The organism is Chromobacterium sp. INPA-IVC (assembly GCF_059047085.1).
Genome location: NZ_JBTNLS010000003.1, coordinates 38,433 through 61,032 on the forward strand (window position 1 = coordinate 38,433; position 22,600 = coordinate 61,032).

Consider the following 22,600-nt stretch of genomic DNA (forward strand, 5'->3'; position numbering starts at 1 on the left):
ATAACAGTTTTTGATTGACCAAACTGTTATGGTCGGTTTCATTCAAAACTGTACCGACGCCAGAACCATCCTGTACTTCATACCCAACCGAGGAACCCCGCATGAGCGGCGAGACGCTGTACCAGCAACTGGTCAACGAATGGACGGAACTGATCCAAAACGGCACCGTGCGTCCGGGCGAGCGCCTGCCCTCGGTGCGCAAGGCCTGCGCGATGCACAAGGTCAGCCCGTCCACCATCCTGCAGACCTACCGCATGCTGGAAGACCGCGGCCTGATCGAGGCCCGTCCGCAATCGGGCTTCTATGTCAAAACGGCGGCCAGCCTGCCGCTGCCGCGGATGCGCCGCCAGAGCGCCGTCCACCACACCGGCGAGGTGGTGGACCAGATCGAAGCCGTGATGGGCGCGCAGAACCAGGCCGACTTCATCGACCTGTCGCTGGCCAGCCCGCGCGGCAGCGACTTCTACCCCACCACCCGCTTCAAACACATCATGGGGAGGCTGCTGCGCCAGCAGCCGGAGCTCACCACCGATTACCCCTTCCCGCCCGGCTCGGAACGGCTGCGGCGGCAGATCGCCCAGCGCGCGGTCAGCTGGGGCTGCGTGCTGGCGGCGGACGAACTGGTGATCAGCAACGGCTGCACCGAGGCGCTGCAGCTGGCGCTGCGGGCCGTTTGCAAGCCGGGCGACACCGTCGGCGTGGAGTCGCCGACCTATTTCGCCTTGCTGCCGATGCTGAAAGACCTGGGGCTGTCGGTGATCGAGATCCCCACCCACCCCACCAGCGGCCTGGCGCTGGACGCGCTGGAACTGTTGTTGTCGGAAAAGCGGCTGAACGCCATTGTCGCGATGCCCACCGTGCACAATCCATTGGGCAGCACCATGCCGCCCGAGGCCAAGCGGCGGCTGGCGCAGCTGGTCAACGACTACCAGGTGCCGCTGATCGAGGACGTTCCGCACGCCGAGCTGTTCTACGGCGCCGCGACGCCGGACGCGGTCAAGGCCTATGACCGCGACGGCTGGGTCCTCTTGTGCTCCAGCTACAGCAAGACATTGGCGCCGGGCTTCCGCATCGGCTGGATCGCGCCGGGCCGCTTCCTCAGCGAGGTGCGGCGGCTGAAATTCTCCAGCAGCCTGGGCCAGCCGGCCCTGCTGGAGGAAACGCTGGCCGAATACCTGGAAAGCGGCGGCTACGACCACCACCTGCGGCTGATCCGCCGCCACTTCATCAGCCAGATGGAAAAACTGCGCGGCGCGGTGGCCCAGCATTTTCCGGACGGCACCCGCGCCACCCTGCCCTCCGGCGGCTGCCTGCTGTGGGTGGAGCTGCCCAGCCACGCCGACACCATGGAGCTGTTCCGCGCCGCGCTGGCCGAACGCATCACCGTGGTGCCCGGCGCGATGTATTCGGCCAAGGGGCGCTACCGCAACTGCCTGCGTCTGTCCTGCTGCTATCCGTGGAACGAGGCCTACCAGCGGGCGCTGGTCCGGGTAGGGGAACTGGCGGGGGGGCTGGCCGCGCGCAATTGAGCGCGGCTATGCCTCGCCGGCTGCGGCCGGCACGCTCTTGCGCCGCGGCGCCGGCGCGGGGATCAGCGAAGCGTTCAGCGCGGCGATATCCATGAACTCATGCAGCATGTCCAGTCCGCGCGTGGACGCATCCTGCTTGAGCTGGATGTTCTTTTCCTCCATGCGCAGGGTCTCGCGCAGAGCGGCCAGAATATCTTCCTTGCTCGTCAAGCCATCGTCCTGCTCCAGCTCCTCCAGCTTGTACAACAGATGCTGCACGATCATGCGCGGCGAGCCGTCCCGTTCGCTCTCGGCCTGATGCTCGTAAGACTTCAGCAGATCGTCCACCTCCCGCGCGATGATCTGCACCTGCGGCTCCGGCTTTACCTGCTTGCGCTCCCAATGCGATACCGCCACCTTGCGCCGGCCGAATAATTGCGCGAAAGAGTCCTGATTGATCGCCAGACGCAAACGCAGCGTCGGCATATCCACCTGCCCGAACGGGAACCGTTCCGGATGCGCCGCATACCAGCGCACCAGATTGGCGATGGCGCCGTCCGCCGGCTTGTCCGCGTTCTTCTTGACGATGGTGGACCAGCGGCCGTGCGTCTGTATGCCCAGCGCGGCCAGAGCCTGCGCCACGGTGGCGCCGAAGTAGTCCTTGAATGCGTCCAGATCGCGCCCCAGAATCGGTCTGTCCATTGGGAAGGAAAGGACTCTCGGCAATCTGGACGCCATAGGCGGCTCCTGCGCCGGAATATTATTCTCTGCCGGAAGAAGCGATTGTTGTTCAGTCATTTACACCTCAATACGATATGCGATACGCCGCTTGGAATGACTGGAGTATACCGCAGCCCCGGCTCCAGCCTCTCCGGGAGCCGGGTCGTCCTTGCAACGGCCGCCAGAGGAGCGGCTTATCCTGCTCCGCCATTGCGTCCGAAACGATGAATAGAAAAAGCCAGTCGACATCCGACTGGCCCAACCGCGCAAGCATGCCCGTTTGAAACCAGGCGCTGCGATACCCGCCATCCATGCGTTTTAGCTAAACAGTCAAGTCATGCGGCGCGCTTCCGCAGCGCGCGCCCCCAAAAAAACCAATGAAATCCTCTGCCGGCACAGCAGGCGAGAACAGAAAGCCTTGCCAGGAATCCGCGCCCATTTGCCTGAGCGCGGCCAGTTCCTCCGCCGTCTCCACGCCTTCGCACACGCTTTGCATGCCCAGATCCCGAATCATCCCAATCAGGCTGCGCATGATGATATGGTCGCGCTCGACGCTCAACACCTTCCGGGTAAGGCCGCGGTCTATCTTGACCGTGTTGGCCGGGATATGGCGCAGATGCGCCAGGATGGAATAACCGGTGCCGAAATCGTCGATCGCCAGCCTGAGTCCGAGCCGACGCAGTTGGCGGGCGATATCGGCCATCGCCACCATGTCGGGAGAAAAGTACGACTCGGTGATCTCCAACTCAATCAACGAGGGCGCGATGCCGGCTTCGCCGAGCAGGCATGCCACCCTCTCCGGCAAGGCGGGCGTCAGCTGCCTCGCTGACAAATTGATCGCCATCCGGAAGCCCGCCGGCAAACACCCCGCATCCTGCCAAGCACGCAATGTCCGCATGACGTGCGCCATGCTCCAGTCGCCCAGCTCGATAATCAAGCCATCCCGCTCAGCCAGCGGAATGAAGTCTGCCGGGCTCACCCATCGTCCCAAAGCGCTGCTGTTCCAGCGCATCAAGGCCTCGGCGCCGATCACGCGCCCGCTGCGGCAATCCAGCTGCGGCTGGTAGTGCATGCGGAACTCGCCATCGCGCAGCGCGCGGGCAAGCCCCGCTGCGGACGGCTGCTCATGGCCAGCCCCCGCGCGCCCGGAGCCGCTCCAGCCGATCGACGGCGCGTTCACGCCGCCCACCCAACCAGCGCCCCCGCGCCTACCGGCTGCGCCTATGCCTTGATGCTCAACCATCCCAGCACTCCACTGATCAAGTGATACTCATGTCCGAATTAGAGCTCTGATGGGATTTCATGCTTTCATCGGAATCCTGCCTTGCCAATACAGGAGGCGCAATCGGCGTTCGGTACCAAGCGCTGACGCTACCGCCCTCGCCTAGATGCAATCCCGCCGCATAGGCATTCATTCCCTGCGAGAAGCCGGTATCATTGCCATACGCGGTGAATACAACATTTCCACTCTCGGCTCGCTGCTTTATGTCTTGATACTCATTGGGGCAGTTTTGCTGCAAATTCGTTTCCCAAACATCGGTAAATTGCCGAAGCTGCTTAGTCACGTTGTCGATATCGCCTATTGAGAACTCGTCTGGCATTCCCCATTTATCAATTGCAATTGCTCCCTCCCCCCGCCCACCCACCACATCGAATTGATACTCACTGGCATAGCCTGCCAGCGCCTTATTCGGACTGGAGGCGGCCCAAGGATCAAAAACAATCAATCCAGGCACGCCAGCAACCTTTACCTCAAGAAACGAATGCTTTGCCACCAGATCCGACTTGCGCTCATAACTTTCAATCGTCGCCAAGCCCTCCATCTCAAGCTTGGGTTTAATGACACGACTCAGATAAAACTCACCAAGCGCGGAATAATGATCGCAATTCCCACCACCGTACTTCAATGCCAAGCCCGCCTGGAACAGCGTACTTTCAGAACTCGCCTGCATGGGTGAAAGACCTGAGCGTTGGCGATATTGGGTGTACAAATTTCCCATATCATACGCATACGCCGCAGATGCCGGCCCACTCGTCCCCTGGCCTTCCGGCTTATTTCCTGGATGGATCATGCCTCGTAGCTCCACCCCAAATTGATTCAAAACAGAAATTACTTTTTCGCCCGGAGTCACGGACTGCGTTTGTGCGACGCCAACAGTCGCTAGCGAACTGATCATCATCCATCTTCCCCTTATCACGTTGAATATGCATGCCATGCCTTGAAATCAGGCCTCATCCATAAATGGCCTCAACTCTCTTAAGCCTTGGGCGCGATCACTCCATTTCCCAAGCTTTCGCCAAACACCTAGCCACCACCTCGCGCACATCCGCTACCGTTCGCATTCCCGCGACATCCGCCGCACCGATTTCGATGCCGAACTCGTCGTTCAACGACATCACCATCTCCAGCAATTCCATCGAGTCGGCGTACAAATCGTCAATCAGCCTCGCCGCTGGCTGGATCTGCTCTATCTTTGCTCCCAGCGTGAGGTGCAACACGGCTCTCACCCTCTCCTCCAACGCTACGATCCCCCTGCTCCGATCCTCCACGTCCAGCCGCATCCTCTATCACCTCATCCTTCAAATCGCCCAGCACAGAACCACCTCGCAGCGACGTGGCCTCGTTCAACGGCTCAAGGCCGCTGTCTGCATCAAGCTTGGTTTCAGGCTGCGCCAGTTCCGCTCGCAACAGCAAAGGCAGCGCGGCCAGCAGATCCAGATCCCGCGCCAGCTTGCCGACGCCGGCGCCATGGCTATCCATCAGCTCCCGCCTCGCCCGGCTCAAGTCTTCAAAGACCTGGCGAGCCGCCCGTTCAAACTGTTTCTGCCCATTGCGCACGGCGTTCGGATCCGGACTCATGCCCAACTGCTGCGCCAGATACTTGCCCGCCAGCGGCAGCACCTCGCGCGTCAGGAATGATTCGCTCAGCTGGCCGACGCCCTCCTTCAGCGCAACGGCATGCTGCGCCAACTTATGCTCCAGCTGGCTGCGCAGCTGGTAGCCCTTATTGGTTTTTGGCGTCCAGGGGCCAAAAGCGGACTTCTCCCCCAAGCCATCCTTCAGAATCAGCGCCGCATATTGCCGCGCCTGTTCCTGCAATTGCGGCTTGCGCCCCTCGCCGAAGTCCGGCTGCTGAGCCAGTTGATGAAACACCTTGGCGAACTCGGCCACCTCCATCCTGGCGTAGAAGTTGCTGGAGCCTTGGTACACCTCCAGCAAGCGGCCCGGCGGCTCTCCCAAGCTGGACAGAGCCTCCAGGCTCTGCGTAGCGAGGCCTGCGGACAAGCGACTCAAGTCCAGCGCAGGCCGCATCGGCTTGGACGGGCAGTTGCTCGCGCCCTCCACTTTCTCGAGCAACTCTGGAGACATGGAGCAAGCGCACACGCAGCCCGAATCGACCATCCCCAGTCGGATGACGGATTGCGAACCTGACGACGACACTGACTGGACAGGCCATCCCGGCATAATTTCCTCTCCCGCCTCAAATCTGCAGGAAGGATTTGGCTGTTTCCTGGCACGCGCTGATGGTGCTGCTCAGCACCTTGACCAGGTTATCGAACAAGGAATTGGCATTGCTGTACTTCTGCGTCAGCGTCTGCAGCGTGTTCTTCATTTTTTCTTCCTCGGCGTCAAAACCCGCCTTCCAGGCCTGGAACTTGGCGCTGTCCATGGTCTTTTCTTTCGGAAGATCGGCAATCATCTGATCGATCGCGCTCATATCGATCACCACCTTGTCCCCCTTGGCGCAAGTCTCCGGCAGGCCCAGCTGTTTGGCCCACTCGACCGCGCCATCATGATTCTTGCCATTCGGGGTCGCGCTCCATAGCGCGACGTCCTGATACTTGGATTTCAGCGCGGTGAGCGCGTTGCGCAAGGAATCCGTGTCCAACGTGATCTGCTCGCCCTTCTTTTCATCGTTAGCGGTGGTGATCCAGTTGCTCAACGGCGACATGACGGTATCGCTGAATTCGCTGTAGAACTTGACGTACTTGCTGGTTGCGTCTTGAAACACGCCCAGATATTCCGTATTGACCTGGCCGATATACTGCGAAATCTTGTCCCACAGCGCGAAATCGTCATGGCCATTGGAAAGACTGGACCCGGCAGCCATTCGCGCCACCTGGGAGCGGACGAAGGGCGACTCCGAACGGAAAACGCGCTCGGCGCCCACTGCAAACGATTCCGCCAGCGGCGCCGGCAAAGCGACCTTTCCGGCAGCCAAGCTGCGCAAGCGGCCGTCCAGCTGATGCCACGCCAGCTGACTGTCATCCCCCGCCGAGGTTTTGCCGGTCGTGACCGCTCGAAACAGCGGCGCCAGCGTGTCGCTGAAGCGCTGGCTTGCCGTCAGCGTATGCTGCAAGGGCTTGGGATCGCCCGTCGGGCGGCTGCCGTTGTCCGGCGCGGCCTTGGCCGGCGGCGCCGGCGTCTGGCCATCATCGCCGTTCGGGGCCTGCAAATTCGGCAACCCCGTCGATGCGATGTGATGATGGATATCAAGCATTCAAACCTCCCGATGCGCGGACCAAGCCAACTCGAAACGGCATAGGTGAAAAGCGCCGCCACGGGTGCCCGCGCGGCCGGATTGACAGGTGGCGGAACTCACGCCCGGATATTGCCGGCCACCGTTCCCATCGCCGCCATATTGGATTGGCTGACGCCATCCAGCACCTTGAGCACGTCCTGGATGATTCCATCGGTGCTGCGGCTGCGATCGCGCGCCTCGCCCGATGCGTTGGACGCCACCTGGCTGGATGCCTGGGCAATCTGCTGATTGGCCTGTTCGGTGGACGCCGCGTAGCGGCCGGCCGAGCCCGCCACGTTGCCGACCGCTGCGGATGTATCCATCACCAGTTGGCCGCTGGTTTTCTTCTTGTCCGCGGCAAGCCTGGTGTCCTCTCCGGTCCTGTGTTCCTGCTGACGCTTGATCTCCAGGTCTCCGTTTTGTTTCATCACCTCTTGCCGATAGGAAGACTTCACATCCGGAGACTCGAGCTTGATCTTGTTGTTGTTGATGTCGCTGTCAAGCTTCGCCACTTTTACGGAATTGGTCTTCAAGACGCCCCGCTCAGCCGACAAGCCGCTATGCCTCATCCCGGCGCCGGTGGCGCTCATGCCGACCTGCAGCGTGCTCTGCGCCACGCTGCCGAGAAGCTCGTCCTGACCAGCCTTCACCGTCGCCGCCGCGCCGGCCTTGGCAGCGTCGAAACTGACGACCGACATCTTGCCGTTGAGCTTGCTATCCGCCGTTCTCACCTTGACCAACGCATGCATCAGCAATGTCTGGGTATCGGCAAACTTTGTCGACATATGGCTGATGTCGAGACCGCTGCCGTCCGGCTTTTTATCGTCATCCTTCACCGGCTGTTCTTCGCTTTTCAGCTGGATGAAGCTTTTCAGCTTACGGGTGCCTTCCTCTGTCACCGCCGTTTTGGGCTGGGTCAGGTGCGGCTTCCCTCCATCATTCTTTTCTTTGTTGTCGATATCGCTGGGCGGCGGCATCGACACCGTCTGCACGCCGCCGCCGCGTCCCACCGGCACGCCCGTAGGAACCACAACCTGGTTAAGATTGGGATTGAAAACAGTGCTGTTCTGAACCGTCATATTCTTAAACTCCCTTTAGCTCAGGCGCGGGTATGCCCTAAGACGAAACGCCCCGCATCCGTGGTTTGCTCGAACACATTGGACATGCTCACAGTCAGATCCTGGGTAATCTTCAGATTGCTGCCGAAAGTCTCCACCGCCTGCTGCAGCCATTTCTCAAGTTGCTCCATGCTGGCGCGGGCAAGCGAAAAACCAGCCAGCGCTTCGGCTGCCTTCTTCTTGAACACCCCCTGCTCCACTCCTCCGATCCCCTGAATGGTGGAGTTGATGAACGACCCTGCCGTCACCACCCGGTCCAGCGTATTGGCCACCAGTTTCTGGGACGCCTCGTCGCTGCCCAGGCCAAGGCTCTTGGTCAAGCGCTCCATGCCTTGGGAGAACAGCTTGCCGGTGCCGCTGGCCAAATCCTTCAAGACCTGCGGCACGATGTCCTTGACTGCGTCGCCGATCAGTTTGCCCAGCATGTCGCCCATCTTGCTGGCGGCGTTCTTTCCCACCGCCGCCACCGCCACCATGGCCACCACCATCACCACCGCCGCAATCACGGCGCCGACCACGGCTCCCACCATTTCCGCCGTGCTTTTATCTACGCCCAAACCTTCCAGCGCCTTGGTGATCGCCTTGCTCAACAGCTCCATCAAGGGCTTGAGGATCTTGTCCATCAGCGGCTTCAAGGCTTCTTCTATGAACGACTTCCCGGTCACGGCCTTGCAGATTTCGTCCGCCACCATCAGCCCCACCCCCACGGCGGCCAACGCCAGGCTGGCGCCGCCGGTGAAGGCGGCGGACACCACGCTGACCACCGTCAGGATCGCGCCCAGAATCTTGCCGAGACAGCCCATGACGCTATTGAGGGTTTCCGCCTTTTGCACCTCTTTCTGGTACTCGTCGGCCTTTTTCTCCATTTCCTTCTGCCGGCTGTCCTGCATGGCTTCGAACAGGGACAATTCGTTTTTCAGGCTTCTCTCGCTGTTGTCGCCGAGAAGCTTGGAAAACCTGGCCATCACCTCAGTCAATTTGGCGAGATTGTTCAAATTGTCCTTGTCGGCCTGTTTTGCGGTTTCGCTGTCTATGCCGGCGTTGTGTATCTTGTCGACCACGCCATCGGTAACGGCGGCCTTCTGCGTCGCCACTTGCTGAGCCTGGGCCGCCGCGTCGACGGCATTGCTTGCAGCCGTCTTGGCTTGGGCCAGCGTCGTGTTCGCCGCATCCAGGGCGGCCTTGGCGTCGGCGTAGCCCGCGTCATTCGGCGACATCTTGTCCAGCTTGCTCTTCGCCTCATCCGCCTTGCTCTGCGCGGCGGCGACCGCCGCATTCGCCGTTTCGCTGTTCTGCGTCGCCGTTTTGAATGCCGCGGTGGCTGCCTCCGACTCGCCCAAAGCCTTCTCGAACTCCTGCGACAACTCGGCGCTCATCGCCTTTTCCGATTCGCGCATCGCGCGCCAGGTCGCCAGGCGGGCTTCCAGTTCCTTCAGGCTGCTCTCGCCCAGCAGAACTATCAGTTTTCCCACCACGTAAGTGAACGCGCCGTCCTTGTTCAATCCAGGCAAGGAACTGTCGGTAGGCGGCGTCAACTCCGGCGAACCCGTTTCGTTCTCGCGCACAACCGTCACACCGCCCGTTTCACCGGCATGAATAGCCAACATTTTCTTATGCGCTTCATGCGCCACAGTCAGAAACGGACCACCCTGGCGCACGCTTTCCGTCACCGCCTTGATGAGATCGGGGTTTAGCGGCCGGTGGCCGCCTACCGTGCCCACATCGCTCATGCCCGCTCCTTTTCCAGGCTTCGGGACCGCTCATCCTCAGCCTCCTGCAAAGTATCCAGATACACCTGGGCCTTGACGCGCAGCGCTTCATCCTCGCTGCGTTCCAGCACCAGCTCGAAACATTGCCGCGCCTTGGCTGCTTTGCGCATGAACAACTGGCACTGTCCGGTGAAAAACACCGGCCGGTAATCGTTCTTGCCCAGCGCGAAAGCCACCGCGTACAAATCGGCCGCCTTCTGAAACTGCTTCTTCAACTGGGATACCGCGGCCAGACCGATGATGTAGTCCGGGTTGTAGAAGTCGTAGATGCACAGAAAACGGAAGAATGTCTCGGCGTCGTCGAGCCTTCCCTTGTTGTAAAAATCGTAAGCGTGGGCATATAGGCCATCCATCAGGTCTTGCGGAATGCCTTGCACGTCTTTCAAGGTGGCGCCCTCGCTCACGGCTTGCCAGATCACCTCCGCCAGGCGATCGTCATCGGCGCTGTCCATAAAACTCATCAATCTGCTCCCAAGTAACGGTCGCCAACTCGGCCAAGCTGGCAGGAGACGATCGCCGGACAACGATGGCCGGCAAGCATCATCCCGGCCATTAAACCCGGGTCGGCGAAGATAAACATTCAAGAATCGCTCATTGCGGCTCAACCTCGGCATCCCGCTCCGGCAAGCCCGCGCTTTCCACCTGCTCCAGCCACGCCAGCAGCCGCAGCACTTCGTCCACTTCATCCAGGCTGATGAAGGCATAGCGCCGATGGCTGGCATAAATGCGCCGCGCCAGCGGCACGTCGCGGACCACCGGCACGCCCACCTTCCGGGCGTAGGCGCGGACGGCCAGCGCGCGCTGATTGGTTTCCATCACGGAGATGAACGGCGCCGGCGACAGCTCCGGCTTGAAATAAATGCCGATGGCGATATGGGTGGGATTGGCGACGATCAAGCGCGAGTTCGCCACATCCGACTTAATCTGCTCGGACAGGATTTCCATATGCACCTCGCGCCGGCGCGACTTGACCTCCGGATTGCCTTCCTGCTCCTTCATCTCGCGCTTGACCTCTTCCTTTTCCATTTTCATGTCCTTCATGAACAGGAAATACTCGGCCAGCGCATCCAGGATCAGGATCAGCGCGATGCACCCCAGACAGGTCAAGACCAGCGACAGCAGCAACTCGCGCCAGACGGCGGCCAGATCCAGCGGGCCGCCATGCAGCTGGGCGAACAGCAGCGTCTTGTGCTTGTGCCAGACCACGATTGCGGCCACGGCGAAGCTGGCCAGGTACAGCAAAGCCTTCACCACGTCCTTTACCGTGCGCAGGCTGAACAGCTTCTTGAAGCCGTTCACCGGATTCAGCGCGTCCAGATTCAGCTTCAGCGCCTCGCTGGCCAGCACGAAACCGCTCTGCAGCAGGGACGGCAGCGCCGACGCCAGCGCGCACAACAGGAAAATCGGCAAAAACAGCCTCAGCCCCAGCCATGCCAGCGCCTTGGCGTAACCCTCCATATCCAGCCGGAAACCGCTGGCGATCGTCTGGCGAAACACGCCCATCAACTCGGCAAGGGAGGCAAACGACACCAGATAAGCGACTCCGCACAGGGTCAGACAGGCGACGATCAGATCGCGGCTCTTGAACGACTGCCCTTTCTTGGCCGAATCTCTCAGCCGCTTGTGTGTGGGCTTTTCGGTTTTCTCGGCCATCTCAGCGCGGCGCCGCCAGCCAATTCGCCAGCGCCGCGGGCTTCAGCGCCAGTTGCCCGACCGTGCCCGGCAGCACCGGCGCGAAATACAGCAGCAGAATCAACAGCGCCACCGCGCTCTTGACCGTCATCGCCACCGAGAAGGCGTTCAATTGCTGGGCAAAGCGCGACAGCAGCCCCAACGCCGCCTCGGACAGCAGCAAGGCCGCCACCACCGGGCTGGCCAGCACCAAGGCCTTGGCCATCACTCGGTTGATCAGGCTCAGCAGAGGCGTCAGCGGCGGGGCGCAATCATGCAGGGGATCGCACAATTGATAGCTCTGCCCGATCAATTCCAGCGCCAGCTGGATGCCGCCGCTTTGCAGATAGACGGCCGCCGCGAACAGATTGAAGAAATTGGCCAGCTCGGACGTATCCACGCCGTTGGCCGGGTCGACGCTGCTGCTGAAAGTCGCGCCGCGCTGGTTGTCTATGACGCTGCCCAAGGCATGGAAAACCCAAAACGGCCAGGCCAGCAGACAGCCCAGCAACAGGCCGACCGCCGCCTCCCGCCCCAGCAACGCCAGGAACGGCAGCGAATCGGCGGCCATCGGCTCATCCACCCCGTGAGGCCACACTCCCTGCGCAACCAGCATGGAAACCGCGGTGCGCGCCACCCCGCTCAACACATTGCTGTTGAAGAAAGGCAGGATGAAGAAGATCGGCGCCACCCTGGCAAACCCAAGCGCCGCGGTGGCCGCCCAGCCATGGATATCGAAAAACAGGGAAGCCGGCATCGCCTCACCCATGGCTAAGCGCCAGACGCATCACCTCGCGGCCAAAGCCCAGCAAAGTCTCTCCATACCAGCCAGACAGCATGAACAGGCACAGGCTGACGCCAAACAGCTTGATGCCGAACGGCAGCGTCTGCTCCTGCAGCTGGGTCACGGTCTGGAACAGGCCCACCAACAGGCCAATGACGGTGGCGACGATGATGGGCCAGGCCGACATCATCAGCACCAGATACAGCGCCTTGTTGCTGGCGAATATCATTTCATTCATGGCGGAGCGCCTCTTCGCCGCGCCGCATCAACTGGCGAGCTCCAGATATTGCTGCACCAGTCCCTTGGCCAACAAAGACCAGCCATCCAGCGCCACGAACAACACCAGCTTGACCGGCACCGATATCGTCACCGGGCTCATCATCATCATCCCCAGCGCCAGCAGCACGCTTGAGATAACCAGATCCACCACCACGAACGGCAGATACAGATAGAAGCCGATCTTGAACGCGCTCTTGATCTCGCTGAGCGCATAGGCCGGCAGCAAGGCGAAGATGGACGGCTGCTCGTCGGCCGCCGCGCTGCCCGCGGCCTCTCCCATCCGCTGCGCTTGCGCCTTCTCGAAGAAGCGCGTCAATTCCGGGTCAGAATATTTCTGCAGATAGCCGCGGTAGCCATCCAAGCCGTTTTCAACGAAATTGCGCACCGACTCGATGCTGGAAAAGCTGACGTGCTCTTCCTGGTAGTAATCGCAGGCCTGCCGCGCGATGGGCAGCATCACGAACATCGACAGCAGCAACGCGACGCCGTTGAGCGTCATATTGGAAGGCACTTGCTGCAGACCCAGCGCATTGCGCACCATCACGAACACAATGGAAAACTTGATGTAGCACGTTCCGGAAGCGATCAGAAAAGGCAGCAGCGTGGCAAACGCCATCAGCGCTATCAGGGAAATATCATTCGACATCCGCGACCTCGCCCTGCCACTGCGCCATTTCCACGCCCAGATGCCCATCCAGCTGCACAAGTTCGCCGCGCCCCAGCAACGCGCCGTTGGCGCGAACCTCCACTCGCAGCTCCGCTCCCGTCTGCACAGGCAGCAACCGCCCTTGGCACAACTGCTGCAATTCGGCCAGCGTCACCATGCTCTGTTGCAATACAAACTCCAGCCTCACCGGCAACTGGCGGACATCCGCCGCCGCCGGGACGTCCTCGGGACGCTCCTCTTCCGTTTGCCACTCCATCGCGATTCCCTCGTCACTCCGTTGATAACGCCCTAATACCCGCCCATGGCAACTCACCCGCGGCACGGCCTCCTGGATCAGCAGCATGTCGCCCAGGCGAACGCTCCGCAGCAAAGACAGGCTGATGCGGCTTCTGCCCAACTCGAAGCGCAGCGGCAACGGCAGCGTCCCCAGCCGCGTCGACGCGGAATCAGGACTGGCCATGGCCGGCACCTTGGCCAGCCACACGGGGCCGAGATCCGTCGCCACTCTCAACAAGGCCTGCGCAGGCAGTTCGCTTCCGTCTATCAAGCCGCCCAGGCGCAGCCCTCGATAAGCCAACTCCGGCATAGGCCAGCGCAGCGGCTGCTCGCTGGCGGCGATCAGCCGGACCGCCTGCTCCTCTACCCCGGATGCGCTGGCCAGCGCCGCCAGCTCCGGCGCCATCTTCTCCAGCCAGACTCGCGGCTGCAGCCAACCCTGCCAGCGCCGCTCTTCGTCGCTCAGCGCCAGCCATCTGCCGACGCGGGCCGGATAACAGATTTCAGCCTCCCAACCCTGCTGTTTCCATGCATCCCCGGCCTGGCGCAAGGCTTGGAACTGCCGGTCCACATGCCGCAGCTTCAGCATCAGGCCTCCTCCTCGCACTCATCCGGCGCCTGCCTCGGCGATTGTCTTTCTCCGCCGTCGCGATCCAGAATCCAATACTGTGGGTTGCCCGACGGCCACTGTTCGCTCAAGCGTTGCTGCACCAGGCTGTCGGATGGCTGTAGCGACAATCTGCCATTCCGGCTCTGAATCCTCACCGCGTGCTCTCCGCCCCAGCGCAAAAAACGGTAGCCGATGCCCGACGATTGCTCCGGCTCGCTCTGAGGTAACGATTGCGGCGTCCCATCGGTCCAATTGCGAGGACGCGGGGCCGACGCCCCATCGCTTGCCGCCATGGGCGGCGGCGAGAGCGCATCTTGTCGTCCGGCTGCCGCGACAGCCGCGGCATCCTCATATTGTTTGCGGCTGCGGCCAGGGAGCCCCGAAAGCGGATTCGCCGCCGCGCCTCCCGCCGCGCCAGGCGACACCAACCCAGTTGAGGCGGAAGCGAGCTTGATCCGGCTCGAGTTGTCCGATGCCGGAACGGCCGGCTCGCGCTGGACGCCCGCATTGGCGCTGCCCGCCGCCCCCGGCGCGCCCTGCCCGCTGACGTGGCCCGCATGTCTGGCCACGCCGGTCGGCGCATCCACCGGCACGCCCGCCGCCATGCCGACGACAGCGGCTGGCGATGGGCTTGCGACGGCGGCCTTTCCGTCGGCCGGCGGGAAAAGCGCGGCAGCCGCTGGCAGGCCGTCCTCGCGGCGCGCCTCCGGCCATGCCGGCGCCGGGCTGGAACGAATAGCGGCGGCGCTTGGGCTTCGTCCTGCCTCTCGCCCCTCAGGTCCGGTCTCCAGGCGAGCCGCATCCGACAATGGCGGAGCCGGCGTCTGGCGCGAAGCCATCGCCGCAACGGGAGATTGACTTGGCGCGGCCGCTCTCCCGCCCACCGACATGGAAGGCATGGCTGTCTTGGACGACGAGGAGCGGGACGGCTCTACGCGCGTCCTCGGCTGCAAATCCGCGGGAACACTCGTCTCCGCGCGCGCGGAAGAACGGTTCGCAGGCGCCGCCACGCGGGTTGTCCCGCCATCTCCGTGCCGATGGTATTGCGACAGCCGCAGCGGCAAGGGCGGCAACCAGACCGGCGGCGGAAATTCGCCGAGGACAGCGCGGATATGCGGGCCGGACTCCAACCGGTTCTCTTTTTCCGACCGGCCGGAAAACCAGTCGCGGCGATTCCGCTCCGCCTCGTCATCCACCGAAGGAGGCGCATCCTGCTGGATCGCCGAAGATGATCCCGCTGTTTCCGGCCAGCCATCCGCTCCGATCCGGCCAGCATTCGACGGGCTTGATCCGCCGTCCGCCGATGCCGCGGCCATCGTCTCCGCCATCGCGTCCTTGCCGCGCCCAGCGCGGCATGGCAGCGGCTTGTCGATGCCTGGAGGCTGATGCGCATCGGGACTGGAGAGCAGTTTGGCGAAACTGCTTGCCGCCCCCTCAGCCTCCTCGGGCTTGAGCGCGGCCGGCCATCTGCCCGCCCCGGTCACGGTTTCCATTTCGTTCGCTCCTCCAGTTCGCCTTCTTCCTGCCGCAGCCGAACCAACCGCCTTTGCTTGCGGACCCGTTGCGCCCATCGCTGATATTTGTCTTCTTTGCGCAGCCATTGCCGGCTCAGCCCGCTTTGCCGTTCTCTTTCCTGCTGCAGTTGCTGGCGCTGTTCCTGCAACTGCTCGCCTTGCAGCGCCAGACCCTGCAATTGCTGGCGCAATACCGCCTGCCGGCGCTGCAAGGCGAACAGTTGGCCGCGATCGACGACCGCGCCGGCCAGTTGCTGCGCCTGCAATAGCTGGCGCACGCCTTGCCCCTGCGCCTCAAGCGCCCGCAGTTCCCGCTGCAGGCCATCGTCTTGCCGCGTCAGTTGCGCCAGCGCCTGCTGGCATCGGGAATGCGCAAACTGGCAGCGCCGCAACAGCGCGCCGATCTTAGGCAATAAGCTCATGCATGCCCCGCAGCGTGGAGTCGAACGACGAGTTCTGCGCCAAAGGCTGGCGCAGCCATTGCCGCAGCGCTTCGCGGGCCTGCATGGCGCGGTCGTTATCGGCGTTCTCCCCCTGGCGGTACTCGCCCAGATCGATGAAGACCTGCAGCTCCTCCAGCCGCGCCATCAAGCCCCGCACCCCTGATGCCGCTTGCAGATGCGCGTCGGCGCAGACCTGGCCCGCCACCCGGCTGGCGCTCTTCAGCACGTCGACGGCCGGGTAATGCCCCTGGCCCGCCAGTTTGCGGCTCAGATAGATGTGGCCGTCCAGAATGGACCGGATCTCATCCGCCATCGGATCAGGCTCGTCGTCGCCCTCCAGCAGCACCGTGTAAAAAGCGGTGATGCTGCCCTCGCGGGTCGCGCCGGGCCGTTCCAGCAGGCGCGGCAGGCTGTCGAACACCGACGCCGGATAACCGCGCCGGGCCGGCGGCTCCCCCGCCGCCAGCGCCACGTCGCGCAAGGCTCGGGCGTAACGCGTCATCGAATCGACGAACAACACCACCCGCTTGCCCTGATCGCGGAAGTATTCCGCCACCGTGGTCGCCAGCAAGGCCGCGTTGCAGCGGTCCACCGACGCGTAATCGGAAGTGGCGTACACCAGCACGCAGCGGTCGCGCTTGGGCGACTGCCGCAATGACTCGGCGAACTCGGTCACTTCGCGGCCGCGTTCGCCGATCAGGCCGATCACGAACACGTCGGCCTCGGCCTGGTCGATCAACATATGCATCAACATGGTCTTGCCGCAGCCCGCGGAGGCGAAAATGCCCACCCGCTGGCCGATGCCGCAGGTCAACAAGCCATCGATGACCCGCACGCCGGTGACCAGCGGCTCGCGCACTCCGACCCGCTGCGAGTACGGCGGCGGGTCGACATCGATGCCGCGCTCGCCGCCGGCATGGCCGGCAGGCTGGCTGGCGAATCTCTCCACCACCTGGCCGGTGGGGTCCAGCATCGCGCCCAGCGCGGCATCGCCGATCCAGGCCGACAACGCCCGCCCAGTCGGCTGCAGCACCGCTTCGCGCGACAAGCCGCGCGCGTTGCCGATCAGGCTCAAGACCGCGCGCTCCTGCTGAAAACCCACCACCTGGGCGCGCGCCACCACCTCGCGCTCCTGCCAGCTGCGTCGGATTTCGCATAACTCCCCTATCGCCACATCCGGCAGTGCCGCCTCCAGGATCGGACCGGACAAGCGCTGCGGATAAGCAAGGCGGCGCAACAAGCGCGGGGGTTTCATCACAGCAGCAGCTCCAGAAAATGATTCAGCGCGTCGAAAAATCCGTTCAGCGCCGCAGCGAAATGCGGCCCATCCGCCAGGCAATCCGGATGCAACTGGACCCTAAGCTCCAACTCGCCCTCGCTCTGCGCCAGCTGCAGCTGGCCGCTGCGGGCAAAGCCGCAGCCCGCCATCAGCGACTTGAGCAAACTGCCGCCGAAACGGTCCAGCGCCGCATCGCTCAGGCTGCCCAGGCGCGACCACAGCCATACCTCGCCCTCTTGCTCGGTGATGTGCATGCTGGGCAGATCGCACAGCTCGAGCGCGATGGTGCAGCCGCCGTCCAGCGTCGCCAGCCTCTCCGGCGCATAGCCGCCTTTCAAGGCGGCACTCAACAGTTGCGCGATATCGATTGACTGCATGGCGCTCTCGCCTCCCCTCAGATGGTTTTGATCACATTCACCGACACGCTGTCGGTGATTTCCCCGAACGAGATCACCTCCAGATCATGGAAGCGCGTTTCCACCAGTTTCTTGATGAAGCGGCGCACATCCACCGACGCCAGCAACACCATGTCCTTGTGGGCGATGCTCAAACTGCCCAGCCCCACTGCAAACAAATCCATCAACTCTTCCGAGGCGGACGGCTCCAGATTGAGAAAGGCGCCGGCCGAAGTCTGGCGCACGCCCTTGCGCACCACGTCCTCCACCTCCGCCGACACCATCACCGCGCGCAATTCGTTGCCGTTGGCGAATTTGTGGCAGATGTAGCGCGCCAGCGCGCCGCGCACGTGCTCCACCAGATTGATCACGTCCTTCTCGCGCGGCGCCCACAGCGCCAGCGCCTCCATGATCAACTTCATGTTCCGTACCGAGATCCGCTCGGTCAGCAGCCGCTGCAGCACCTCGGCGATGCGCTGCACGGTGGCGTGGCGCAGCACTTCCTTCAGCAGGTCTGGATATTTGCCTTCCAACTGGTCCAGCATGTGCTTGGCTTCCTGTATGCCGAAGTATTCGCTGACATGGCGCGCCAGCAGCGCCGACAGGCACTGGTAGAGCTCGTCCAGCGCCGGCCGCAGCTGATAGCCAAGCTTGGCCAGCTTTTCCCCCTCGGCCGGCGCGACCCATGCGCACCGCCCGGCCCCCTGCCCAGCCCATGTCGGCTGGATGCCCAGGGCCTCCACCTCGTCCGAGTAGTTGACCACCCGCGCCAGATCGAAATGCAAGGCGAACTCCTCCGCGCGGATCTCATTGATCAGCACCGCCGCGCGGTTATCCTGCATCGAGGAGGAATCGCTCAACATCATCTGCGGCAGGCGAACGCCGTAATCGATGAAGAACTGGCTGCGCAGACGCTCCGCCAGCTGCATCCGCTCCAGTTCGGCGCGGCGCGCCTTGGGCACCAGCAAGATCAGCGGCACCGTCTCTGTGGCCACGCGGTCAAGATTGCTGATCAGCCCCAGCGAGCTATCCGAGCCCGGCTTGCCGGATTCGGCCGCCGCGCCGCCCTGAACCACGCGGCCGCCTGCCGGCTGGCCGGGCGCGGCGGTAGCCCGCTCCGCGCGCCGCTTGAAATAGAACAAGCCGCCCAGCGCGCCGGCCAGGATCAGAAATACCAGCAGAGGAAAACCCGGCAGCATGCCCACCGCCAGCGCCAACCCCGCGGTGACCACCAGCACGAAGCGGTTGCCCAGCAATTGGCCCACGATATTGCGGCCCATATTGTCGCTATCGCCGTTGACGCGGGTGACGATGAAGCCCGCGCTGATGGCGATCAGCAGCGCCGGAATCTGAGCGACCAGGCCGTCGCCGATGGTCAGCATCGTGTAAGTGGACAGCGCGGCGGACAGGCTCATGCCATGCTGCGTCACGCCGACGGCGATGCCGCCGACGAAGTTGACGAAAATGATGATGATGCCGGCGATGGCGTCGCCCTTGATGAACTTCATCGCGCCGTCGAAAGAGCCGTACAGCTGGCTTTCCCGCTCCACCACGCTGCGGCGCTCGCGCGCGCCGTCGGCATCGATGATGCCGGCCCTCAAGTCGGCGTCGATGCTCATCTGCTTGCCCGGCATGCCGTCCAGCGAGAAACGCGCCGCCACCTCCGCCACCCGCTCCGAACCCTTGGTGATCACGATGAACTGCACCACAGTGACGATGGAGAACACCACGAAGCCCACCGCCAGGCTGTCGCCGATGACGAACTGGCCGAAAGTGGCGATGATCTCGCCGGCATCGGCCTCGATCAGGATCAGGCGGCTGGTGCTGATCGACAGCGCCAGCCGGAACAGCGTGGTGATCAGCAGCACGGACGGGAAGGTGGAGAAACTGAGGATGCGGTCGATGTAGAACGAGCCCATGAACACCAGCATCGCCAGCACGATGTTGAGGCCGATCAGGAAGTCCACCAGATAGGTGGGCAGCGGGATGATCAACATCGCGATGATCATCACCATCAGCAGCAGGATCAGCAACTCAGGCCGCGAGCGCGCGCCGTTCAACAAAGAAGTCAACACCGTCATTCATCCAGAAAATCAGACGCTCAACGCGCCTTTCACAAGGGAAAACAGCAAGCGAAACCCTGCGCGGCAGGGCTTGGCTGGCGGCTCTCTCCCAAACGGCTCACCGCGCTCTGCGCCGCTCCGCCAATTCATGCCGATAAGCGATTCCGGCCAAGTGGCGGAACTCGTCCAGCAAGGCGTCCAGCCATCCTTCGTCGGGAAACAATCTGGCGGGCAAGGCTTTGCAAGCCTGGTACAACGCGTGCAGCAGGGTGGAGCGATCCGCATGGCGGCCAAGCAAGGCGGTATCGCCCACGGTTTCCGCCAGCAGCTCGTCCAGCTCTTGCGGCTGCTGCAGCAGCGACAGCAGCAGAAACAGCCAATCGGCCTCATTGGGGTTGAAGCCGCGGACGGCGGGGTTGGCCAGCAGACGGCCGATGAACAGGCAGTCGGCGGAGCGCAGCAGCTTCAGCTGGGTCAGCCTGCCGAGCAGATCGCCGAACTCCAGCCTCGAGCAACTGGCATCCAGCGAATCGATGTCAGCCAGCAAAGCCCCCTCGATGAAATCCAGCACCTGCGCCCGGCGCTGGTAGCCGTAACTGGCCACCCAGTCCTGATAGATTTCCGCCTCGCCCGCCTCGCTTTGCAGAAACTGCCGGTAGCTGGCGCGCAGCAGGCCGGGGCTCAGATCCAGCGTCTTGCCGAACAAGCGCGCCTTGAGCGCGCAGTTGATGCCGGCTTTCAGGGGCCGCGGCTCCGCCTCGTCTTCCACCTGCTCCAGCAGCGCTTGCAGCCGCTTGCGCATCACCTCGTCCAGCTGCCGGCGCCGCAACAACTGGCGCAACACCAGCACCAGATCGCTGTCGTCGGGAAACTGCGAGCGCGCCCGGCGCAGCAACTCCTCGGCGGTGTAGCCGGGCGACTTGGCCACCTGCAGGATTTCCTGCGCCTTGGGCAGGGCATCCTCGTCAAGCACTCGCTCGAAGCTGTCCGCCAGATTGCCCCGCTTCTTGTCATAGTCGCGGCGGCTGCGGAACTGGGTCAGCACCGCCGCCATTTCGTCGGCGGATTGGGCGGCGCGCTGCAGCAGCGCCGCCGGATTGGTCTCTTCCGCCAGCTCCGCTTCGTTCATCTGCGCATCCGCCTGCTGCGATTCGCTTTTCTGCGGAGCCTCGTGCCGGATATCGCGCTTGGCATCGCGCTTGGCGTCCAGCTGAGCCTGCTGTTTGGGCGTGCGCAGGCCCAAGGCATGCTGCTGGCGAGCGCTAATCTCCATGAGCCGCATCCTCACGCCGTTCCAGATAACGGCGCAGTTTTTGCTGCAGCGGATCCATGTCCATACCGCCCTGCCGGCTCAAACCGCCGGCCAGATCGCTGGCGTCCGGCGCCAACGGCGAGTCGATTTCGCGCGGCTGGATCAGAAACACCCGCACGCTGTTCGACAAATCCTTGCGCTGATAGCGAAACAGGCTCCCCACCAGCGGCAACTGGCCCAAGCCCGGCACGGCCGCCCGATTGTCGCTGCTGGCGTCGCGGGTGAAGCCGCCTATCAACAGGCTTTTGCCCTGCGGCACCCGCGCCACCGTGCTGATGCGCGTGCGCCCCACTTCCGGCGTGGCGGCGTCCTTATTGTCTTTGGAGTAATCCGGCGCCCGCGCCTCGCTGCCGTCCTCGATGTTCAACGACATCTCGATCTGGCCATCGGCGCTGAAGCGCGGCAGCACGCTGACCAGCGTGCCGTAGGTCACATGCTGCAAATCGACGCTGCGCTCTCCCTCCAGCTTGGTGTAGAAGGTGCGGTTGTTATCGAACACGGCCGGCACATTTTCCTGCGTCAGCAATACCGGCCGCGACACGACATTGGCCTTGTTCTGCTGCGACAAGGCCATCACCGACGCGATGAAGCGGCTGCCGTCCAGCGTGCTCAGCGAGCCGGAACCGTTGAACGACACCCCCAGCCCGCCGCCGACCGCAAGCTGCCCGCTCCACTCCACGCCCAGCCGATTCAGATCCTCTTTCTGCAGATCGATGATCCACAGAGACAGCTCGACATGGCGCTTGGCCACGTCCAGCGCCGTCACCAGATTCTCGATGAAGCGCACTTGCTCGGCCGACCCCTTCACCAGCAGGCTGTTGGTGTCCGGATAGGCGATGACGCGGATATCCCCGGCCGGGCCGTCTTGCGGCGGCGGCTCCGGCAGCGCCGCCTTGGACGGCAACGGCAGCCCCGGCAACGGCGGCAGGCCCACTTGGCTGGCCGCGTCTTCCGCGCGCGCGGGCAGCGCCGGAGAGGACGGCAGGGACGGCGCCGGCGGCGGCAGCATCCGCACCGACTTCCCCTCGCCCGTCAGCAATTTCTCTATCACCGTGGCCATGCCGGGGATCACCAGCTTCTGATCCCGCAGCTCGTAACTGCGGTCCCCGACGAAAGTGTTGTTGAGCTTGATCACGCCTATCTTCAAACGGCCCAGGTCCATGCCTTCGCTCTGTTTATCCATGAACCCGGCCGCATTGATCACCAGATCCACATACATCGGCGGGCCGGATACGTAGAAAGCGCCGCTGCGGCTGTCGCCGCGCAGCGGATAGCGTTTGTCGTAGAGGCCGGATTTGCGCAGAAAGCCATTGAAGGCCGACAAGGACACATTGCGCAGCGCCACCACCGCGTTGCGGGTTTCGCTGGCGTCGTAGACATAGATGGATTGGCCGTCGTGATACCAGACCAGCCCCAGTTGCTGCGTCATCCTCTCCAGCAGCGCCTGCGGATTGCTGAGGTCGAACTCGCCGCTGACCTGCTTGCGCGCCGCCTGCTTGCTCAGGATCACCGGCTTTTTCAACTTGGAGGAAATCGCGTCGAAAAACGAACGCAGGCTGTCCTTTCTGGCCACATAGCCAGCGCCATCGGCAACCTCGCCCGGCTCCGGCGCGGCCAGCGCCCCGGCGGCCAGGCACAACGCGCACACCAGCCATAACGCGTACGACAA

The 22,600-nt window shown here is 63.1% G+C and carries 22 protein-coding genes; 1 reads left to right on the top strand and 21 read right to left on the bottom strand.

What is annotated here, in order from left to right; genetic code table 11:
- Nucleotides 1–101: 101 nt before the first annotated feature.
- Nucleotides 102–1,529: an aminotransferase-like domain-containing protein gene (locus ACX17K_RS05590; protein WP_493774025.1), complete on the top strand. Its 1,428-nt coding sequence runs from the start codon at nucleotides 102–104 to the stop codon at nucleotides 1,527–1,529.
- 6 nt (nucleotides 1,530–1,535) lie between these two features.
- Here ACX17K_RS05590 and ACX17K_RS05595 read toward each other — a convergent pair whose 3' ends face one another.
- The 21 genes from ACX17K_RS05595 to sctC all read right to left on the bottom strand — a co-directional run bounded on the left by ACX17K_RS05595 (nucleotide 1,536) and on the right by sctC (nucleotide 22,600).
- Complete coding sequence (locus ACX17K_RS05595; protein ID WP_493774026.1) at nucleotides 1,536–2,210, bottom strand: hypothetical protein; 675 nt, start codon at nucleotides 2,208–2,210, stop codon at nucleotides 1,536–1,538.
- Between the two features lie 340 nt (nucleotides 2,211–2,550).
- A complete protein-coding gene (locus tag ACX17K_RS05600; protein WP_493774027.1) occupies nucleotides 2,551–3,408 on the bottom strand; it encodes an EAL domain-containing protein in 858 nt (285 codons plus the stop codon).
- Between the two features lie 79 nt (nucleotides 3,409–3,487).
- Entirely contained in the window at nucleotides 3,488–4,408 is a 921-nt protein-coding gene (locus ACX17K_RS05605; RefSeq protein WP_493774028.1) for a hypothetical protein, read from the bottom strand.
- Between the two features lie 94 nt (nucleotides 4,409–4,502).
- Entirely contained in the window at nucleotides 4,503–4,778 is a 276-nt protein-coding gene (locus ACX17K_RS05610) for an acyl carrier protein (protein ID WP_493774343.1), read from the bottom strand.
- Nucleotides 4,666–5,598 carry a hypothetical protein gene (locus ACX17K_RS05615; protein WP_493774029.1) on the bottom strand — a complete coding sequence of 311 codons (933 nt, stop codon included), beginning with the start codon at nucleotides 5,596–5,598 and terminating at the stop codon, nucleotides 4,666–4,668. The genes ACX17K_RS05610 and ACX17K_RS05615 overlap by 113 nt, the downstream gene beginning before the upstream one ends.
- A gap of 112 nt (nucleotides 5,599–5,710) precedes the next feature.
- On the bottom strand, nucleotides 5,711–6,730 hold the full coding sequence (locus ACX17K_RS05620; protein WP_493774030.1) for an IpaD/SipD/SspD family type III secretion system needle tip protein: 1,020 nt from the start codon (nucleotides 6,728–6,730) through the stop codon (nucleotides 5,711–5,713).
- Between the two features lie 98 nt (nucleotides 6,731–6,828).
- Nucleotides 6,829–7,830, bottom strand: a complete 1,002-nt coding sequence (locus ACX17K_RS05625; RefSeq protein ID WP_493774031.1) for an IpaC/SipC family type III secretion system effector — start codon at nucleotides 7,828–7,830, stop codon at nucleotides 6,829–6,831.
- A gap of 20 nt (nucleotides 7,831–7,850) precedes the next feature.
- Nucleotides 7,851–9,599 carry a type III secretion system translocon subunit SseC family protein gene (sctE, locus tag ACX17K_RS05630; protein ID WP_493774032.1) on the bottom strand — a complete coding sequence of 583 codons (1,749 nt, stop codon included), beginning with the start codon at nucleotides 9,597–9,599 and terminating at the stop codon, nucleotides 7,851–7,853.
- Nucleotides 9,596–10,099 (bottom strand): type III secretion system translocator chaperone SicA, encoded by a 504-nt coding sequence (gene sicA / locus ACX17K_RS05635; protein ID WP_493774033.1) that lies wholly within the window; start codon nucleotides 10,097–10,099, stop codon nucleotides 9,596–9,598. The genes sctE and sicA overlap by 4 nt, the downstream gene beginning before the upstream one ends.
- Nucleotides 10,100–10,229: 130 nt before the next feature.
- The gene (locus tag ACX17K_RS05640; protein WP_493774034.1) at nucleotides 10,230–11,291 is read right to left on the bottom strand and encodes an EscU/YscU/HrcU family type III secretion system export apparatus switch protein; all 1,062 of its coding nucleotides are present in this window, start codon (nucleotides 11,289–11,291) and stop codon (nucleotides 10,230–10,232) included.
- Nucleotide 11,292: 1 nt separating this feature from the next.
- Nucleotides 11,293–12,066, bottom strand: coding sequence for a type III secretion system export apparatus subunit SctT (gene sctT, locus ACX17K_RS05645; protein ID WP_493774035.1), 774 nt, complete (start codon nucleotides 12,064–12,066; stop codon nucleotides 11,293–11,295).
- Between the two features lie 4 nt (nucleotides 12,067–12,070).
- On the bottom strand, nucleotides 12,071–12,331 hold the full coding sequence (locus ACX17K_RS05650) for an EscS/YscS/HrcS family type III secretion system export apparatus protein (protein ID WP_493774036.1): 261 nt from the start codon (nucleotides 12,329–12,331) through the stop codon (nucleotides 12,071–12,073).
- Between the two features lie 27 nt (nucleotides 12,332–12,358).
- Entirely contained in the window at nucleotides 12,359–13,018 is a 660-nt protein-coding gene (locus ACX17K_RS05655) for an EscR/YscR/HrcR family type III secretion system export apparatus protein (protein ID WP_493774037.1), read from the bottom strand.
- Nucleotides 13,008–13,904 (bottom strand): YscQ/HrcQ family type III secretion apparatus protein, encoded by an 897-nt coding sequence (locus ACX17K_RS05660; protein ID WP_493774038.1) that lies wholly within the window; start codon nucleotides 13,902–13,904, stop codon nucleotides 13,008–13,010. Before ACX17K_RS05660 ends, ACX17K_RS05655 begins: the two co-directional genes overlap by 11 nt.
- Nucleotides 13,904–15,418: a SpaN/EivJ family type III secretion system needle length determinant gene (locus tag ACX17K_RS05665; protein WP_493774039.1), complete on the bottom strand. Its 1,515-nt coding sequence runs from the start codon at nucleotides 15,416–15,418 to the stop codon at nucleotides 13,904–13,906. The genes ACX17K_RS05660 and ACX17K_RS05665 overlap by 1 nt, the downstream gene beginning before the upstream one ends.
- Nucleotides 15,406–15,861 (bottom strand): SpaM family type III secretion system protein, encoded by a 456-nt coding sequence (locus tag ACX17K_RS05670; protein WP_493774040.1) that lies wholly within the window; start codon nucleotides 15,859–15,861, stop codon nucleotides 15,406–15,408. The genes ACX17K_RS05665 and ACX17K_RS05670 overlap by 13 nt, the downstream gene beginning before the upstream one ends.
- Entirely contained in the window at nucleotides 15,845–17,137 is a 1,293-nt protein-coding gene (gene sctN, locus ACX17K_RS05675) for a type III secretion system ATPase SctN (protein ID WP_493774041.1), read from the bottom strand. Before sctN ends, ACX17K_RS05670 begins: the two co-directional genes overlap by 17 nt.
- Entirely contained in the window at nucleotides 17,137–17,538 is a 402-nt protein-coding gene (locus tag ACX17K_RS05680) for an InvB/SpaK family type III secretion system chaperone (RefSeq protein ID WP_493774042.1), read from the bottom strand. The genes sctN and ACX17K_RS05680 overlap by 1 nt, the downstream gene beginning before the upstream one ends.
- Before the next feature lie 17 nt (nucleotides 17,539–17,555).
- Nucleotides 17,556–19,631, bottom strand: a complete 2,076-nt coding sequence (locus ACX17K_RS05685; RefSeq protein WP_493774043.1) for an EscV/YscV/HrcV family type III secretion system export apparatus protein — start codon at nucleotides 19,629–19,631, stop codon at nucleotides 17,556–17,558.
- A gap of 106 nt (nucleotides 19,632–19,737) precedes the next feature.
- The gene (locus tag ACX17K_RS05690; RefSeq protein ID WP_493774044.1) at nucleotides 19,738–20,892 is read right to left on the bottom strand and encodes a YopN/LcrE/InvE/MxiC type III secretion system gatekeeper; all 1,155 of its coding nucleotides are present in this window, start codon (nucleotides 20,890–20,892) and stop codon (nucleotides 19,738–19,740) included.
- Nucleotides 20,882–22,600, bottom strand: coding sequence for a type III secretion system outer membrane ring subunit SctC (sctC, locus tag ACX17K_RS05695; protein WP_493774045.1), 1,719 nt, complete (start codon nucleotides 22,598–22,600; stop codon nucleotides 20,882–20,884). The genes ACX17K_RS05690 and sctC overlap by 11 nt, the downstream gene beginning before the upstream one ends.